Origin of the sequence: Streptomyces sp. NPDC093260, from assembly GCF_040683715.1 — a bacterium.
GTDB classification, from domain to species: Bacteria; Actinomycetota; Actinomycetes; order Streptomycetales; family Streptomycetaceae; genus Streptomyces; species Streptomyces sennicomposti.
On the sequence record NZ_JBFBEK010000018.1, the window covers coordinates 117,086 to 134,550 of the forward strand.

Sequence of the window (17,465 nt, forward strand, 5' to 3'; positions counted from 1 at the left end):
CCGGCCTGGGCGCCCCGGTCACGTGTTCGGCCGCCCCGGAGCCCGGACCCCGCGCGGGGTCCGGAACGGACGGAGGTCTCACGGTCATCGCGTCACCGCCTCCTCGGTACGGGTCGGAGTGAGTACGCGCGGCGTGCGGTCGCCGGACAGGGCCCACCACGCCGTGAGGCCGAGGGCCAGCCCGGTCAGCAGGGTCGAGGGGCCGCCGATGTCGCCGTAGGCGAAGTCGGTCAGCTGCCAGACGATCAGCCCGCAGGCCACCAGCCCGCAGTCGAGCCCGCCCCCGTCAGCACCCCCGTCACCGCGGCCGCCGTCGCCGCCGTCGCGGACGCGCGGCAGCCGCCGTACGGCGCACACCAGCAGCGCCAGCCAGCCCCCCGCCAGCGCGACCAGCCCGACCAGGCCCTGTTCGCTCAGCAGCAGCAGGTACATGTTGTGCGGCGACAGCAGCGGCTGCCGCCGGTACGCCGCGCCCGCGCCCGCCACCTCGGCGCCCGAGGACAGCGCCACACTGGCGTTGCCGTCGCGGTACTCGGGGAAGCCCTTCAGCCCGACCCCGGTCACCGGGTGCCGACGCCACATGCCGACGGCGGACGCCCACAGGGTGTACCGGTCGATCACCGACTGGTCGGGGGCGTCGGCGACCTGCGCGATGCTGCCCAGCCGCTGCTGCAACTGCGCCGAGCCCGCGCCGAACCCGCCCACCAGCACCACCCCCGCGGCGGCCACGGCGGCGGCCGTCACCAGCGCCCGGCGCGGCCCCGCCAGCACCAGCTGCGCGGAGCACGCCAGCACGGTGGCGATCCACGCGCCCCGGCTGAAGGAGAACGCCAGCGGGGCCAGCAGGGCCAGCGCGCACCCGGCGGCGAGGGCCCGCTGCCGCAGCGGCGAGCGGCCCAGCGCGATGCCGACCGCGCAGACCAGGCCGAGCGCCACCGCCGTGGCCATGCCCATCACGTCCTGCGGGCCGAACGTGCCGACCGCCCGCACGTCCTCGCCCTGGTAGGACGCCCCGGTCCGGGTGACGTACTGGTGCACGCCGACCGCCCCCTGGACCAGGGCGAGCCCCACGAACGACCAGGCCAGCAGCCGGAATCCGGACCGGTCGCGGACGAGCAGCAGCACCGCCGCCGGGACCAGCACGAAGATCTGGAGATAGCGGCCGAGCCCGGCGAGCCCGGCCGCCGCGGAGGAGGCGCCCATGGCGGCCAGCGCCAGGCCCACCACCGGCAGGCCGAGCAGCAGCGCCGCGGCCGGCGGCAGCGGACGCCGCCGCTCGCGCACCACCAGGACCAGGCAGTACAGCACCATCAGCGCGGAGAGCAGGTCGGCGGGCTCCGCGCCGCCCGGCGACACGGGCAGGGCCAGCAGCGCGACCACGGCCACCGCCGCGGCGGCCGGCGCCGGCGCGGCGGGGCGGCGCGGGAACGCTGTCAGGGCGAGGCTCACGTCGCTCAGCTCCCCGTGGGACGGACCAGCGCCACGGCGGTGCGCAGCAGGATGCACACGTCCTGCCACAGGGACCAGTCGTCGATGTAGGCGTTGTCGAACCGGCTGCGGTCCTCGATCGAGGTGTCGCCGCGCAACCCGTTGACCTGGGCTAGCCCGGTCAGCCCGGCCCGCATCCGGTGCCGGGCCGCGTAACCGGGGTAGGCCTGGCTGAACTGGGCGACGAAGTAGGGGCGTTCGGGGCGCGGTCCGACCAGGCTCATGTCGCCCCGCAGCACGTTCCACAGCTGGAGCAGCTCGTCCAGCGAGGTGCGCCGCAGCATCCGGCAGAAGCGGCGCATCTCGTGCTCGTTCGCCACGCTCCACCGGGTCGCCGACTCGCGCTCGTCCACCGGGCGGTGGGTGCGGAACTTCAGCAGCGTGAACGGCCGGCCGTCGCGGCCGATGCGCTCCTGCCGGAACACCACGCCCGGACCGTCGCTGATCCGCAGTACCACCGCACAGACCAGCAGCAGCGGGCTGACCAGCGCCAGCAGCGCCCCGGACACCAGCACGTCCAGCATCCGCTTGCCCACGCCCTCGCGGCGCGCCGGGGACAGGTCGAGGAGCCGGCAGGGGAACCCCGCCAGCCGCTCGCCCGCCGCGTACGAGGGGCAGCCGGCGTCCAGCTCCCACACCCGGCAGCCCGACTCGGCCAGCGCCCGCAGCAGCGGCTCCTGCTCGGCGCGCGCCTCGGGCCCGAGGACCAGCACCGCGCGCACCCCGTTCTGGATGACCGCCCGCTTGACCTCCTCGCCGGTGGTCAGCACCGGCAGGACCTCGGCGCCCTCCGGCTGCCCGGCGACGATCCCCACCGGCCGCACCCCGCACCGCGGGTGGCGCAGCACGGCGGCGGCCACGCGCTGCGCGCCCGTCACCGGGCCGACGATCAGCGCCGGGTGCGGGTGGCGCAGCAGCGCGGCGCGCCGCCGCCCGTGCACGGTGCCGCGCAGCACGCAGCACACCACCGCCTGCACCACCAGACCGGTCACCACGGTCCGCAGGGGCAGCGCGTGCCCGGGCCCGTACGCGGCGGCGAACGCGGCCAGTGCCAGCCAGGCGACCGTGATCCGCCCCCACACGGCGGGCAGTTCCTCCAGCAGGCCCGGCGCGGGCCGCCACGCGCCGCGCGGGCGCAGCAGCAGCGAGCCGGCGACCAGCAGGGCGACCAGCAGCGGCTGCCGCCGGCCCTCGCCCAGCGCCAGGGCGCCGGGCAGGGCGGCGACGCCGTCCGCGACGAGCAGCGCCACCCGGGTGCCCGGCAGGGCGGGGCGGCGGACGGCGGGGAAGGGGAAGGCGGTGGCCGCGCCGCGCGGCGGCACGACCGAGACGGGGGTGAGCTGGCCGTCCCGTGGCTGCACACCGGGGGAGGGGACGGTATCGGTACGTTCGGCGGTCACGGTTGGTTCGACTCCCTGTGCTCGGTGGGCTGGGGACGCGGCGCCGTACGGACCGCCCCGGCGTCGTGTGCCGGGCCGAGCGGCCGGCCGTGTCCGGCGCGGCCCTGCGCCCGCGGCGGGACCGGTCCCGGGCCGGCGGGCCGGGGGCCGAGCAGATCGCGGTAGACGCCCGCGACCGCCTCGGCGGTGTGCCGTACGTCGTGGGCGGCCAGCACGTGCCGCCGGGCCTCGGCGCCGAGCGCGGCGCGCAGCTCCCCGTCGAGCAGCAGCCCGGTCACCGCGCGGGCCAGCGCCGCCGGGTCCTCCGGCGGCACCAGGCAGCGGTCGGCGCACTCCGGCGGCAGGCTCTCGCGGGCGCCGTCCACATCGGTGACCACCACCGGCCGCCCGCACGCCATCGCCTCCAGCGGCGCCAGCGCCATCCCCTCCCAGCGGGACGGCAGGACCACCAGATCGGCGGCCTGGTACCAGGGCCGTACGTCGGCGACGGCCCCGGCGAACAGCACGGACGGCGGGGCCCCGGCCCGCAGCCGCTCCCCGTCCGGCCCGTCGCCGACCAGCACCAGCCGGGCGCCCGGGACCGCGCGCACGACGTGGTCCCAGGTCCGCAGCAGGACGTCCTGCCCCTTCTGCCGGCACAGCCGCCCCACGCACACGGCGAGCGGCGCGGCCGGGCCGAGTCCGGTCACCGGCGCGAGAGCGGCCCGTACGGCGGCGGCGGGCGCCGGGCGGAAGCGGGCGGTGTCGACGCCGTTGGCGACGACGGCCCACCGGCCGGCGATCCCGGCGCGCTCGCCGGTGGCGCGCTCGGCCTCGCTGACGCACACCGTCCGCGCCGCCCACCGCGCCCCCCACCGCTCCCAGTGGAGAGCGAGGGCCGCGGTGACGCCGCCGACCGCCTCGAACGACCAGGCGTGCGGCTGGAAGACGGTGGGGACGCGGCCGCGCACGGCGAGCCGCCCGGCCAGCCCGGCCTTCGCGCTGTGCGCGTGCACCAGATCCGGGCGCACCTCGTCGACCAGCCGCGCCAGCCGCCGTACCTCCCCGGCGAGCGAGGGACCGGGCGACCGGGTGGCGGACCAGTGCCGTACGGGCGCGCCGAGGGCCCGCAACCGCTCGGGCAGCGGGCCGTCGGGGCAGGCGGCGACGACGTCCAGACCGTCCGCCAACTGCGCCTCGACCAGATCCGTCACGACGCGCGCGACCCCGCCCTCCACCGGTTGGGCCAGGTGCAGGACGCGTGGCGGGCGGCCCGGGCGCGGCGCGTCCGCCGCGCCCCCCGCTGCCGCGGGTTGCGGCGTGCTCACCGCCGGGCGTCGACGGCGGCGAACAGCACGCCGGCCCATGCCGCGTCGCGCTGCGAACGGAGCCGGAAGGTCGCCTGGTCGCCGGCGTCGCGCAGCAGCCCCGCGAGGTCGAACACATCGGAGTCGTAGCCGAGCGTGTTCCCGTACGCGGGAACCCGCGCGGTGGCGTCGCCGGGCTCGCTGATGGTGGAGTTCAGCACGTCGTCGGCCGGGTTGCCGGGCCCGGCGAGGTCGACGGGGGCCGCGTGACCGGCCGTCAGGGTGAGCGAGTCGCCGGTGGTGCCGCGGTCGCCGTTGTACGCGACGAGACCGACCCGCCCGCCCGCGCCCGCCGGGTAGCCGAGGTGGTCCAGCCGCATCTCCCGCGCGCCGGACCGGAGCGGCGCGAAGCCGTCCCACAGCGCGAGGCTGCGCAGCGGCTCGGCCGGGTTCTCGTACGCCACCACCAGCGTCCAGCCGCCCCAGGCGCCGGCCTGCGACCGGCCGCCGGCCACGTTGACCTGCGCCACGGTGTACGGGCCGGGTCCGCTCTCGCGCACCAGACCGGTCACGTCCGCGGACGCCTGGAAGGCGTCCGCGCCGTCCGCGACCCGGTGCCCGACGACGGTGTCGGCGAGCAGTTCCTTGTACGACCCGCCCGGCTCGGCGACCAGCACCCGTCCGCTGTCCTGCGGCGGTTTCTGCTCGCCCACGCGCAGGTTGCCGCCCCAGTACAGGCGCGCGTACGTCACGCGGGAGCCGGCCGGCAGCCTGACCTCGGCGCGGGAGGAGTTGTAGGTGTTCGGGTCGTCGTCGACGTCGATGTACGACGTGTCGAAGTCGCCGTTCGCGCCCTGCTCGCCCGCCTGTGCGGCCGGGCACGAGGGACCGCCCTGGCCGGGGCCCGGGCGGCAGGTGACGGAGGAGTTCGCCGCGCGCACGATGCCGCCGTGCTGGAGGGCGTGGTACCGCTCGGCGAACGCGATGCCGCCCGCCTCCGGCGCGGGCGGCGCGGCCGAGGCGGCGGGGGACCCGCCGGGCAGCCACAGGGCGGTGAGGGCGAGGACGCCCACCGTGGCACGGCGCAGCAGCGGGCCCAGGGATTGGGGCATGACCGTCGATGCCTTTCGGAAGCGGGGGGCGGTGACAGCAGCGACATGCGTGCGATGCGTCCGCCGGGAGAGTTGCCTCGGGAGAGCCGCAACTCTAGTTGTCAGCAGGACAAACATGGTGAATCCGGGCATGTGTGTCGGAATGGTGAAACTTTCCGCCGTCGTGCATCACGCCATCGGCCGAATCGGCGGGCGTCCGGCGGCGGTTGTCCCCCGCACGGGGGCGGTCCGCGCACCGCGACCCACCTGCCCACCAGCGGCGACGCGGCAGCGGAGGGAAACGGGTGACAGCCAGAAAGCGCATGATCGGTTGCGGGCGCGCGGGGCCGCTCCCACGGTGGGCTCAAGATCAGTCGCCCGTCGAAAGGAATCCCCATGCGTTCCCTGCCCGCACGGCGCCTCGCCGCCGGAGCCCTGTGCGCCGCCCTTCTGACCGGGATCGCCGGCTCGGCCGCCATGGCCGCCGACCCGGTCCGCGAGGACCACCCCGTCGCGCCCCAGCTGCGGCAGCCCGCCGCGGACGCGCTGCGCGCGCAGGCCGGGAAGGTCCGCGGCAGCGCGGACGTGCTCACGCCGGTCACCGAGCTGCTGAACACCATCTCCAAGGCCGACAAGGGCCAGCTGACGGCCGCTCAGGCCAGGCAGGCCGGCGAGGCCGCCAAGCGCGCCGTCGCCGAGGCGGTCGGCAGGACCCCGGCCGGTTCGGCCGCCGCCCCGGCCGCCGGCTCGCCCGCCTCCGCCACGGTGGCGGGGCAGCGCGCCGCCGACCCGGTGAGCGACGCGCTGGCCGCCCTGGACAAGGCCGTCGACGACCTCGTGCAGGCCGTCACCGGCGGCGTCGGCGACGTCCAGGCGGTCGTCACCGATCTGCTGACCCAGGTGGCGGGCCTCGTCACCGGCCTGCTGACCGCCGTCGAGACCCCGGCCGACTCCTCGGCGACGCCGTCCCCCACGGCCACCTCGTCCGCCTCGTCGGAGCCCGTCACCTCGGCCGTCACGCTGCCTGCGATCTCGCTGCCGTCGTCGCTCCTGTCGCCGGCCTCGTGAGCGGCATACGCGGACCCATATCGCCGTACGGCGCGTCTCCTTCCGGCCGTGGCGCCGGCCTCCGGGTCGGCGCCACGGCCTTCGCCGTACGCGGTGGCGGGGAGTGCGCGTCCTCGTGGGCGTTCTCGCCGCCGTTCTCGCGCGGCTCCCCCGGCGACCGGTCATCCATAGATCTCATATGAGGACTCGCAATCTTCGGCGCCTCCGGTTTCCGGCCCGGCCCGGGCTCGTTAGGCAGGGCGAAAGACTCCCCCTCCGGCGACCTGCGTTGCCGAAGAAAGGAACACGATGAAGTCCCTGAAGGCTGCCGCCATCGTTGCCGGGTCCCTGATCGCCGCCAGTGTCGGCGGGCCCGCGTTCGCCGCCGACGTGGCGTCCGCGGGCTTCAGCGGCCACCTGAACTCCAAGCTTCCCGTCGAGGTGGCCCCGCTGGACCACCAGTCGGACGTGATCCACACCGGGACCAGCGGCTCGCTCGTCGAGACGGCCCGCGAGGCCGCCAACTCGCTGAACGACGCCCGCCCGCTGCACCACACGACCAAGGACGCGACGACCGCCCTCCAGGACGCCAAGCCGATGCACGGCGACCTGGCGCTGTAGGGCACGGCGACACGCCGAACGTCGCACGTCGTCGGAAGGGACGGCCCCGGCATGGTCCGGGGGCCGTCCCTTCCGCACGAGCACCGCACGACGTGCACCGCACCGGACGAGGAGTCAGACATGGGCAACGCCGGAACACGGACCGGCACCCGGCGCAAGACGACTCGCACCCTGCTCGTCCGCGTGCTCGCCGCCCTGGTCCCGGTGGCGGCCCTCGCCGGCTCCGCCGTGGCCGGACTCGGCCCCGGCGGAGGACCGCACGACATGGCCCCGGGCCCGCCGGGCGACACGGTGAACCCGGGGAACCCGAAGCCGCCCCGGGCGGACCCGGAGAACGAGCACGGCGTACGCGCGTGAGGACGCCGCCGTGCCAAGCACCGCCGCGCACACCGCCGAGGGCCGCGACAGCGGCCCTGCACGGGGAACGCCCGGCCGGGATATCCCCGGCCGGGCGTTCGGAACTGCCGACCGACCGTCCGTCATTGCACGTCGGTCGTCACAGCCGCACGGCTCGCGGCTAGTCGTTCGTGCAGACGTTGCCGATCGCCGGGTTGAGGGCGCCGACCACGTTGACGGTGTTGCCGCACACGTTGACGGGCACGTGAACCGGGACCTGGACCACGTTGCCGGACGCGACGCCGGGCGAGTGCGCCGCAGCGCCCTCCGCGCCCGAGTTCGCCGCGGCGAGACCGGCCCCGCCGAGCACCACGGCGCCCGTGCCGAGGGCGATGGTGGCGGCCTTCGCGATGCGAGACATCACTTTCTCCTTGCTGATTCGGGGAGTGCGGCAGCAGGACGCGCGACCGCACTGCCCCTTCAACGCCGCAACCGCGAACCGGTCACGGCAAACATCCCCAGATCACCCCTTTTGCAGGGGAAGGGTTACTTCGCCGGGTGGATGACGGTTCCTGTCCGGGACCCCGAAGGCCGACGGAGACCCTCGGAGGACCCCTTTGTCGTCCGCCACGCCGGCGCACTCCGTTTGTGACGGCGTCACGAAGCGGATTTTTCGGGAAAGTTGCGCGTATGGGCGTTTCGATTGTCAAAACCTACGAAACCTGCTCTACGCTGACGACCGTCAGTGATCAGCCCATGACGGGCTGTAGTGACATGAAAAAGGAGAGGTAATGCGCAAGTTCCAGAAGGCCGCTGTCGTCGTGGCCATGCTCGGCAGCGTCGGTTTCATCGGTGCCGGTGCGGCCCAGGCCCACGGCGGCGACGAGGGTCTGAAGGTGGACAGCAAGCAGAGCCAGACCTGCACCGGCCAGGTTGACACCCAGCAGGGTCTCGTCAACATCCAGGACCTGGGCATCGCCGCCAACGTCCTCGGCGTCGGCAACCCGGTCGGCAAGGCGACCTCGGTCACCTGCCCCTCCACCCTCAGCTTCGGCTGACGATCACTCACCACGTGATCTAGGCAGCAGGCCTCGGGGCTCGGACCCCTGGTCCGGGCCCCGAGCCGGGCCGGCCCGTCGGCCGGTCCTGTCGTTCGGAGCGACTCGGCCGCCGCCGGCGGCTGGTCGACCGTATAAGGAAACAAGGTAGATGCTCACTACGAAGAAGCTCGCGGCGACCGCTGCGGCCGGAATCCTGGGCGGCTTCGCCCTGTTCGGGTTCGGCGCCGGCCAGGCCTTCGCCCACGACGACGCCTCCAACGACGGCGGCGTCTCCGGCAGGTGTGTCGACGACGGCAACAACGCCATTCGCTGTGTGCAGTCGCAGCACTGCTCGGGTGGCGGCCACGTCGACTGCAGCAGCACCATCATCATCAAGCGCAAGAGCTCCTGACGCCCGGCCGGGGCGGCCGAGGCGCCCTTGTTCACGTCGGCATCCGTCGCTCAGGCCTGTCCGCGCAGCGAGAACGGCCGGGACCCCCAGGGTCCCGGCCGTCGCCGTGTGCGCGGACGTGCCGGCCCCTCCCGCGGCCCCGCGTCCGAGTGCCCGGCGGGACTCACTCCACGTCGGCGCCGTATCGGCGGACGAGGGTCTTCCGGCCGTGGTCGTGGCCCTGGCCGACGGCACGCAAGCCCCAGCGCGGGCCCCGGCGGTAGACCTCGGCGAGGAGCAGGGTGCGTTCGCTGGTGGCGGCGTCCAGCGTGGCCTGCGTCACGGTCGGAGCGTCGACGCACGGCGCGAGGGTGAGCTGAACGGCCCCGACGTCCCCGAAGGCGGCGGCGCCGTCGGGTTCCGGCGGGCGCACGGGGACTTCGGCGGCTTCGGCGCGAACCGCGGATCCTGCCGGGGCGGACAGGGCGCCAGCGGCAGCGGGACGTCCAGCCGTGCGGCTTCGGAGAGGGAGGACCGGAAGCTGTCGGCGAGGACGCGCGTGTCGTCCAGCGCGTCCTGGGCACGGGCCTGCGGCACGCCGTGGTGAGCGGCCGGCGACGCCAGGCTGAGATCGGCGGCGAGCGGCTCCACGCACCGGTTCGGGGCCAGGGTGCACAGACGATGGCTCACGGGGAGGCGGAGCCGGGCGCGGGCGAATTCACGGGCAAGGAAGTCGTGGTCGAACTGCGCGTTGTGCGCCACCAGCGGTCCTGGCGGAACGCGCCGATCCGCCCGGCGGCCTGTTCGAAGCTCGGGGCGCCCCGCAGCCGCTCGGCGGTCAGGGCGTGGATTGCACGGGGCCGGGATTCGCAGCCCGGGTTCACCAGGGTGGAGTACTCGCCGGTCCGGCTCCCGTCCGGCCCGAGGGCCGGCACCGCGATGGACGGGATCCGGTCACGCCGGGCGATCAGGCCGGACGTCTGGGCATCGACCAGGGCCCAGTCGTACGCGGAGTCGGGCAGGCGTGACACGCCGAGCGCGGCGGCGAGAGGCGCGACGGCAGGGACGATCCGGACACGATCACTCCGTCAACCCGAACGCAGGTATTCCGCCGCTGTCCTGCGGGGAGGCGCCGCCCCGGCCCTCGGGCAACCCTCTGAACAGCGAAAAGACCCTCCCGGAGGAGGGTCCGGCGCCGTGCGCGCCCCCGGCAGGACTCGAACCTGCGGCCAAGCGCTTAGAAGGCGCCTGCTCTATCCACTGAGCTACGGGGGCCTGGTGTGATCGTCGCGGTCGTGGCGCCCGGTGCGGGCTGATCCGTGACGTCGCCGGGGACAAGGATAGGGCTCCCGGGTCCATGTCCCTGCTGCTTCGCCTCCGTGGCTCGGTGTGGAGGTTCGGTGAAGCGCTCCCGATAATCGCAGGCAGGTACGAATCGTGCATCGCTTTTCACGCCTCGCGCACCGGGTGTTGTGCACTCGTTATGCCTGGCCTGTGTCCGCGTCCCAGTGATCCCTTCCGCCCCATCTGTTCTGTCGGCGCGCGAGCATGCTCATATGCTTCAGAATTCCCTCAAAATTGGGCATTCTTCACATGTGGTGACCTTGGACGTACGGCCTCAGCTGCTCGACGCACTCTCCGCCCTGCGCGACCGTGTCGCCGCCGCGCGCTTCCCGCTCCCGGTCCCGGGGGCGCCACGCGCGCGTGCCAACCGCGACGAACTGCTCGCCCAGCTCGACGACTACCTGGTGCCGCGGCTGCGCGACCCCGAGGCGCCGCTGCTGGCCGTCATCGGGGGCTCCACCGGCGCCGGGAAGTCCACCCTCGTCAACTCCCTCGTCGGACGGCGCGTCAGCGAGGCCGGCGTGCTGCGCCCGACGACCCGCAACCCGGTGCTGGTGTGCCACCCGGAGGACCAGCACTGGTTCAGCGGCATGCGCGTGCTGCCCGGCCTCACCCGCGTGTGGGAGCCCCAGCAGGACCCCGCCGACGACCTGCCCGCACCCGACGACGCCCCGCGCGTGCTGCGCATCGAGACCGTCGACACGCTGCCCCCCGGGCTCGCCCTGCTGGACGCCCCCGACGTGGACTCGCTGGTCGCCGACAACCGTGTCCTGGCCGCCGAGTTGCTGTGCGCCGCCGACATCTGGGTGATGGTCACCACCGCCGCCCGGTACGCCGACGCCGTCCCCTGGCACCTGCTGCGCACCGCCAAGGACTACGACGCCACGCTCGTGACGGTGCTGGACCGGGTGCCGCACCAGGTCGTCTCCGAGGTCTCCCGGCAGTACGGGGCGCTGCTCACCAAGGCGGGACTCGGTGACGTCCCGCGCTTCACGGTGCCCGAACTGCCCGAGTCCGCCTGGGGCGGCGGACTGCTGCCCGCCACCGCCGTGGCCCCGTTGCGGGCCTGGCTCGCCCACCAGGCGCAGGACCCCGCCGCCCGGCAGCACACCACGGCCCGCACCGCCCACGGCCTGCTGGACTCGCTCAAGGCGCGCATGCCCGAACTGGCCAGCGCCGCCGCCGCGCAGTACTCGGCCGCGCTGCGGCTCACCTCGGCCGTCGACAGCGCCTACGACGGCGAGTACGCGCGGGTGCGGGGCCGCCTCCAGGCCGGCGCCGTGCTCGCCGGGGACGCCCTGAAACGCTGGCGGGCCTTCCCCCTGGACTGCACCGCCGGGGAACTGCTCGACGCGCTCGTGGAGAGCCTCGGCGCGCTGGTGCTGTGCGCCGTCACCGCCGCCGACGAACGCGTCGACGATGCCTGGCGGCGCGAACCGGCCGCCGCCGCCCCGGGACTGGCCGACCGAGCCCCCTCGGTGGAGAGCTCCGAGCACCGCATCGGCCTCGCCGTCCGGCGCTGGCGGCGCGAGCTGGAGGAGTACGCCGAGGACGAGGTCCGCGAACTGGACCGCAGCGTCGCGCCGGACCCCGAGGTCGTCGCCGCGCTGGCCGCCACCGGGCTGCTGGGCGGGCGCCGGGGACGGTCCGCCGGCGAGGGGCTCGCCGAGCGGATCGGCGCGCACGGCGCGCTGCGGCTCCGCGACCGCGCCGGGCGGCTGCTCGCCGACTACCTGGACCGGGTGATGCACGTGGAGCGGGAGCGCCGGCTGGCCCCGCTCGACGCCCTGGAAGTCCAGCCGGAGCCCCAGGCCGAACTGATCGCCGCGCTGTCCGTACTGCTGAAGGAGAGGTGACCGGTGACCGCCGTCACTGATCAGGACCAAACGGAACACACCCCCGGGACGGGACCCTCCGCCCGGGCGGAGGACGCGGAGGCCGTGGAGGAGCAGGGCCGGGAGCGGCAGGACGGGGAACGGCAGGGGCGGCCGGACGGCGGGGACGACGTGGAGCGCGTCCCACTGTCGGGACCGGAGCCGGCCGCGTCCGGCACGGGGCCGGCCCCGGCCGGTGCGCGGACTGGGCGGGATGGCACGGAGCAGCGGCGCGTCGGCGCGGAGTCGCGGCGCGGCGGCGTGGACGTGCAGTCGGAGCGTGCGCCGTCCGGTGCGGGGCGCGTGCGGCCCGGCTCGGAGTCCACCCGTACGGGGGCCGGGTTCACCCGGACGGCGCGGGCGGCGGCCGAGCCGGGCACGGTGGGCCCCGAGCGGGGAACGGCCGGCCACGAGCGTGACACGGCGGGCTCCGCGCGGGGGCAGGGCGGTACGGAGCGTGTCCCTGGGGCCGGGGGAGACGCCCAGAGCGGCACGGCGCGCGGCCAGGGCGGCGCGCGGCGGGGGAGCGCGGACGGAGGCGGCCGGACGGTGGAGTTCCTGCCCTCCGCCGGGGCCGCGCGGCCCGCCGGGTCCGGAGGGTACGGAAGAGCCGCGAGGTCGGCCGGCTCGGCTGGTGCGGGCGGGTCGGCGGGCTCGGGTGGGTCCGGCCGATCGGGTTCCAGCGGCTTGGGAGGCGTCGGCGGACCGGACGGCGTCCGGGGCGTCCGGGGTCCCGGCGTGTCGCGGAGTTCGGGCGGCGGAGCGGCGGGTCCGGGCGGCTCGGGGAACGGCGGGGCGGGTCGTGCCCGCGGGGCCGCCGTGGCCGCGCAGGACGCCGCCGGGGCGGGCGACCGGAGGGACAGGACCGGTCCCGGCCGTGTCTCCGTCCGCTACGAGGACCGCCATGCACGCGTGCGCGACGTCGAGCAGCACGCGCGCGTACGGGACGACGAGCAGCACGCGCGCGTACGCGGGGACGGCCCCCGTGCAGGCGTGCGCGACGGCTCCGGACCCGCACCCACGCGGGACGGCGACCAGCACGCCCGCGCCCACGACGACGGACGGCACCCCGCCCGCGCACGCGACGACGAGCAGCAGTCACGCGCACGGCAGCACGAGCAGTACGCGCGCGTACAGGACGAGGACCGCCACGCGCGCGCGGGCGACGGTGACGACGACGGGCACGCGCGTGCGCACGACGACGACGCCCACGGCCGTACGGAACCGGACGGGGTCTGGGACGACGGGTTGATCGCCCGGCGCGTCACCGAGTCCGGCGCCACCGACCTGGTACCGGTGGAGCCCCGCGTCAGCAGGTCGATGCCCGCGCCGCCCCTCGCGTACGACGGCCCGCTGCGCTCCCGCCTGGACGCGCTGCGCGAACTGGTCGGCCTCTCCCGCACCCGGCTGGACAACCGCACCCTCGCCGAGGCGGGCCGCGTCCTGGACGAGGCGGCGGCGCGGCGCCGGCTGTCCGGGCAGCACACCGTCATCGCCATCGCGGGCGCGACCGGCAGCGGCAAGTCGCAGCTGTTCAACGCCCTGGCCGGGGTGGCCATCTCGGAGACCGGCGTACGCCGTCCGACCACCGCGGCGCCCATCGCGTGCAGCTGGAGCGACGGCGCGGCCAGTCTGATCGACCGGCTCGGCATCCCGGGCCGGCTGCGCAGGCGGCCGCTCCAGGGACCGGACGCGGACCCGCAGTTGCGGGGCCTGGTCCTGGTGGACCTGCCCGACCACGACTCGGCCGTCGTGCAGCACCGCGAGCACGTGGACCGCATCCTCGGGCTGGTGGACGCGGTGATCTGGGTCGTCGATCCGGAGAAGTACGCCGACGCCGTCCTCCACGAGCGCTATCTGCGTCCGCTGTCGGGCCACGCGGAGGTCACGTTCGTCGTCCTCAACCAGGTGGACCGGCTGCCCGGCGAGGCCGCCGACCAGGTCCTGGACGATCTGCGGCGCCTGCTGGACGAGGACGGCATCGCCCTCGGGGAGCACGGCGAGCCGGGCGCGACCGTGCTCGCGCTGTCCGCGCTCACCGGCGACGGCGTGCCCGAACTGCGCGAGGCGCTCGGACAGTTCGTGTCCGAGCGCGGGGCCGCGGGCCGGCGGATCTCGGCCGACGTGGACGCGGCGGCGGACCGGCTGCGGCCCGTCTACGCCACCCGGCGGCGGGTCGGCCTGAGCGAGGAGGCGCGTGAGGAGTTCGCTGCGCGGCTCGCGGACGCGGTGGGCGCGATCGCGGCGGGCGAGGCGGCCGAACGCGCCTGGCTGCGCAACGCGGGCCGGGCCTGCGGGACGCCGTGGCTGCGGCTGTGGCGGTGGTACCAGGACCGGCGCGAACCTCCCACGGGCCGTATCCCGGTGCGGACGCAACCGGACGAGGAGGCGACCGCGCGGCAGCGCGTCGAACAGGCGGTGCGCACGGTGGCCGAGCGGGCGTCGGCGGGGCTGCCCGCGCCGTGGGCCCAGGCGATCCGCGAGGCCGCGGTGCGCGGGGCGCAGGGGCTGCCCGAGGCGCTGGACGAGCTGGCGGCGCGGGCCGGGCTGCCCCCGGGCCGCCCGCCGCGTCCCGGCTGGTGGCCGGCCGCGGTCCTGGCCCAGGCGTCGATGACGATCCTCCAGGTCGTCGGCGGTCTGTGGCTGGTGGGCCAGATCGCCGGGGCGATGGCGCCGAACCTGTGGGTGCCCGTGCTGCTGATGATCGCCGGCATCGTCGGCGGCCCGATCGTGGAGTGGAGCTGCCGTATCGCGGCCCGCGGTCCCGCGCGGCGGTACGGACAGGAGGCCGAGCGCCGATTGCGGGAGGCGGCCGCCGGGTGCGGGCGGGCCAGGGTGCTGGACCCGGTGGCGGCGGAGCTGCTGCGGTACCGGGAGGTGCGGGAGCAGTACGCCCGGGTCACGGGGGCGGGGTCCGGGGCCCGGTGAGGGGCTGCGGCGTGCGGCTGAGGGGGCCGGGCTCGCCGCGCGGGGCGTGGTGAGGGGGCCGGCTCCCGGCCCGGACGAGGGAGATCACCCTTGCGGGTGACGGAGTTCTCCACAGGCAGGCGGTGGTCCACAGGGCTCAGCGGGCCCGGCCCGGCGGAGGCAGTCTGGTCCCGCGGCGATCGCGACGGACGCGGCCGGCGCGGAAGACGCAGCCGTACGGGGCGGGCCCGTACGCATGCCCGCCCGGACCGGACGGCCGGGCGAGGGAGGGGCTTTGAGATGAACGAGACGATGATCTGCGCGGTGGGCAACGTGGCGACCCGGCCGATGTACCGGGACCCGGAGGCCGGCGCGTCGGCGCGGTTCCGGCTGGCGGTCACCGCGCGCTACTGGGACCGGGAGAAGAACGCCTGGAAGGACGGCCACACCAACTTCTTCACGGTGTGGGCCAACCGCCAGCTCGCCGCGAACGCCGTGGCCTCGCTGAGCGTGGGCGACCCCGTGGTGGTGCAGGGCCGGCTGAAGGTGCGCTCGGAGGGCCGCGAGGGCAACTCCCGCACCTGGGCGGACATCGACGCCGTGGCCATCGGCCACGACCTGTCGCGCGGGACCGCGGCCTTCCGCCGCACCGTCCGGCAGGAGCCGGGCACGGCGGCGCCCGCGGGTCCGACCACGCAGGAACCGGACGGCGCGTCCGAGCGGCCCGAGCCGCAGTGGGAGACGCCGGCCGCGGAGCCGGCTCACGAACAGGAGCGTGAGCCCGTCGCTGTGACGTGACGACGACAGCCCGTCAGGACGGGATAACGATTCCGATTCGGATCAGCAGTCTGACGATCTGACAGTAAACCGTGGTGCGGGAGATCTTTAGGATGCCGAGGTGGCTTTCTGAGCTCGAAGATTCTGCTGGTGGGACCGGCCCCCACGTCAACGGGTCCTGCTCGAAGGGGAATTCTGTGTGTGCTGCGTACTCCGCGCCGTCCGCGCGCGGGAGCGGGGCGGCCCGCCTGGCCGCCGCGGTCCTGACGTCCGGACTCGCCGCCGCCGGTGTGCTGGCCGGCGCCGACCCGGCCGCCGCCGACGTGCGGGCGCAGAGCCAGAGCGGCGCCACCGCGACCATGGGCGGCCTCAAGACGTACGGCGCCGCGGTCGTCCATGACGAGGGCGGTGACCATCAGGTGTCCGCGGGGCTGTTCGAGATGTCCGTGGACGGCGGCGGCACGCTCCAGACGTACTGCGTCGACCTGCGCACCCCCACCCAGCGGGACGCCCGGTACCAGGAGACGCCCTGGAGCGGCACGTCGCTCGGCGCCAACAAGCACGCCGGGAAGATCCGCTGGATCCTCCAGCACTCCTATCCACAGGTGAACGACCTGGCGGCACTGGCGGCCAAGGCGGGCGTGAGGAACCTGACGGAGCAGGACGCGGCGGCCGGCACCCAGGTGGCCATCTGGCGCTACTCCGACGGCGCGCACGTCGACGCCGTCGACCCGGAGGCCGAGAAGCTCGCGGACTACCTCCAGGGCAGCGCCCGCGACGCGGCCGAACCGAAGGCGTCACTGGCGCTGGACCCGCCCGCCGTCTCCGGCCGGCCCGGCGAGCGGCTCGGCCCGGTGACGGTGCGCACCGACGCCGCCGGTGTGACGGTGATACCGCCGGCCGACGCGGCCGCCGGAGTGCGGATCGTCGACAAGGACGGCAAGCCGGTCACGTCCGCGAGGAACGGCAGCCGGCTGTACTTCGGCCTGCCCAAGGGCTCGGGTGGCGACGCCTCGCACGCGTCGGGCGGCGACGACGGCACGGCCGAACTGACCGTCCAGGCCTCCACGACCGTGCCGGTGGGCCGCGCCTTCACCTCCGACAGCCGCAGCCAGACGCAGATCCTGGCCGGCTCCAGCGAGTCGACGGTCTCCGCGACCGCCGACGCCACCTGGGCCGGGAAGGGCCCGATACCGGCACTGTCCGCGGCCAAGAACTGCGCCAGGGACGGCCTGGACGTCCGGACCGTCAACAAGGGCGACGCGCCGTTCACGTTCGCGCTGGTGGGCGCCGACTACGCCGTTCCCGCCGGTGCGACGAGGACGGTCACGGTCCCGCTCCAGGAGGACCAGGCCTACGACTTCACGATCACGGGCCCGGGCGGCTACGCACAGCGCTTCACCGGCGTCCTGGACTGCCGCACCCAGAGCAGCGAGATCGGCACGAAGACCCAGCTCATGAGCGCCCCCACCCCGGCCACGGCGGGCGGCACCACCCCCGGCACCGACCTCGCCGAAACCGGCGGCACGGACAGCACCCCCCTGATAGCCGCCACCGGCCTCAGCCTCCTGGTCCTGGGCGCGACGGTCCTGAGCATCATCCGCAAGAAGAAGACGACGCAGCCCTGAGCGAACGGCTCCGCCGAGGCGCCGCCCGAGCGGGACGCCCTTGCCGGACACGAGGTCGAGACGTTCGACCTCGGTGCCGGAGAGGTGCTGCTCCCGCTCGGCGAGGAAACGACGCACGTGTCCTTCGCCTCGTGTTCCTGCGAGGGCGTCCTCGTCCCGGTAGAGCTCGTAGAACACGCGCTCCGGGGCGGCCGCCCACACGGCGCACGGCGTGGATCACCGTTCCGGGCTCATG

At 75.4% G+C, this 17,465-nt stretch carries 15 protein-coding genes, 1 tRNA gene and 1 pseudogene; 9 read left to right on the plus strand and 8 right to left on the minus strand.

The window, feature by feature from the left end; all coding sequences use genetic code 11:
* Positions 1-84: 84 nt before the first annotated feature.
* From AB0N63_RS23100 to AB0N63_RS23115, 4 genes are all read right to left on the minus strand, one after another.
* The gene (locus tag AB0N63_RS23100; protein ID WP_365530983.1) at positions 85-1,449 is read right to left on the minus strand and encodes an O-antigen ligase family protein; all 1,365 of its coding nucleotides are present in this window, start codon (positions 1,447-1,449) and stop codon (positions 85-87) included.
* A 5-nt stretch (positions 1,450-1,454) separates the two neighbouring features.
* On the minus strand, positions 1,455-2,888 hold the full coding sequence (locus AB0N63_RS23105) for an exopolysaccharide biosynthesis polyprenyl glycosylphosphotransferase (protein ID WP_365530985.1): 1,434 nt from the start codon (positions 2,886-2,888) through the stop codon (positions 1,455-1,457).
* Positions 2,885-4,123, minus strand: coding sequence for a glycosyltransferase (locus tag AB0N63_RS23110; RefSeq protein ID WP_365531067.1), 1,239 nt, complete (start codon positions 4,121-4,123; stop codon positions 2,885-2,887). The genes AB0N63_RS23105 and AB0N63_RS23110 overlap by 4 nt, the downstream gene beginning before the upstream one ends.
* Positions 4,124-4,191: 68 nt before the next feature.
* The gene (locus AB0N63_RS23115; RefSeq protein ID WP_365530987.1) at positions 4,192-5,286 is read right to left on the minus strand and encodes a DUF3344 domain-containing protein; all 1,095 of its coding nucleotides are present in this window, start codon (positions 5,284-5,286) and stop codon (positions 4,192-4,194) included.
* Between the two features lie 375 nt (positions 5,287-5,661).
* Here AB0N63_RS23115 and AB0N63_RS23120 point away from each other — a divergent pair, with 375 nt between their 5' ends.
* The 3 genes from AB0N63_RS23120 (at position 5,662) to AB0N63_RS23130 (ending at position 7,290) form a co-directional block, all read left to right on the plus strand.
* The gene (locus tag AB0N63_RS23120; protein ID WP_365530989.1) at positions 5,662-6,333 is read left to right on the plus strand and encodes a hypothetical protein; all 672 of its coding nucleotides are present in this window, start codon (positions 5,662-5,664) and stop codon (positions 6,331-6,333) included.
* A gap of 288 nt (positions 6,334-6,621) precedes the next feature.
* On the plus strand, positions 6,622-6,933 hold the full coding sequence (locus tag AB0N63_RS23125) for a hypothetical protein (protein WP_009188672.1): 312 nt from the start codon (positions 6,622-6,624) through the stop codon (positions 6,931-6,933).
* Between the two features lie 120 nt (positions 6,934-7,053).
* A complete protein-coding gene (locus AB0N63_RS23130; RefSeq protein WP_365530991.1) occupies positions 7,054-7,290 on the plus strand; it encodes a hypothetical protein in 237 nt (78 codons plus the stop codon).
* 160 nt (positions 7,291-7,450) lie between these two features.
* Here AB0N63_RS23130 and AB0N63_RS23135 read toward each other — a convergent pair whose 3' ends face one another.
* On the minus strand, positions 7,451-7,690 hold the full coding sequence (locus AB0N63_RS23135; protein WP_365530993.1) for a chaplin: 240 nt from the start codon (positions 7,688-7,690) through the stop codon (positions 7,451-7,453).
* Between the two features lie 370 nt (positions 7,691-8,060).
* On the opposite strand from AB0N63_RS23135, the gene AB0N63_RS23140 reads away from it, so the two are divergent.
* Positions 8,061-8,327, plus strand: a complete 267-nt coding sequence (locus AB0N63_RS23140) for a hypothetical protein (RefSeq protein ID WP_365530995.1) — start codon at positions 8,061-8,063, stop codon at positions 8,325-8,327.
* Between the two features lie 151 nt (positions 8,328-8,478).
* Entirely contained in the window at positions 8,479-8,721 is a 243-nt protein-coding gene (locus AB0N63_RS23145; protein ID WP_365530997.1) for a hypothetical protein, read from the plus strand.
* A 163-nt stretch (positions 8,722-8,884) separates the two neighbouring features.
* On the opposite strand, the gene AB0N63_RS23150 is transcribed toward AB0N63_RS23145, so the two are convergent.
* From AB0N63_RS23150 to AB0N63_RS23160, 3 genes and pseudogenes are all read right to left on the minus strand, one after another.
* Entirely contained in the window at positions 8,885-9,043 is a 159-nt protein-coding gene (locus AB0N63_RS23150) for a TerD family protein (protein ID WP_365530998.1), read from the minus strand.
* A 71-nt stretch (positions 9,044-9,114) separates the two neighbouring features.
* Positions 9,115-9,731 (minus strand): annotated as a pseudogene (locus AB0N63_RS23155) (exonuclease domain-containing protein); the annotation flags it as partial.
* A 171-nt stretch (positions 9,732-9,902) separates the two neighbouring features.
* Positions 9,903-9,975, minus strand: a tRNA-Arg gene (locus AB0N63_RS23160).
* A gap of 320 nt (positions 9,976-10,295) precedes the next feature.
* On the opposite strand from AB0N63_RS23160, the gene AB0N63_RS23165 reads away from it, so the two are divergent.
* The 4 genes from AB0N63_RS23165 (at position 10,296) to AB0N63_RS23180 (ending at position 17,230) form a co-directional block, all read left to right on the plus strand.
* On the plus strand, positions 10,296-11,900 hold the full coding sequence (locus tag AB0N63_RS23165; RefSeq protein WP_365530999.1) for a dynamin family protein: 1,605 nt from the start codon (positions 10,296-10,298) through the stop codon (positions 11,898-11,900).
* An 837-nt stretch (positions 11,901-12,737) separates the two neighbouring features.
* Positions 12,738-14,846 (plus strand): GTPase, encoded by a 2,109-nt coding sequence (locus AB0N63_RS23170; RefSeq protein WP_365531000.1) that lies wholly within the window; start codon positions 12,738-12,740, stop codon positions 14,844-14,846.
* Positions 14,847-15,125: 279 nt separating this feature from the next.
* On the plus strand, positions 15,126-15,623 hold the full coding sequence (locus AB0N63_RS23175; protein WP_365531001.1) for a single-stranded DNA-binding protein: 498 nt from the start codon (positions 15,126-15,128) through the stop codon (positions 15,621-15,623).
* 176 nt (positions 15,624-15,799) lie between these two features.
* Complete coding sequence (locus AB0N63_RS23180; RefSeq protein ID WP_365531003.1) at positions 15,800-17,230, plus strand: Cys-Gln thioester bond-forming surface protein; 1,431 nt, start codon at positions 15,800-15,802, stop codon at positions 17,228-17,230.
* The last annotated feature ends 235 nt before the right edge of the window (positions 17,231-17,465 follow it).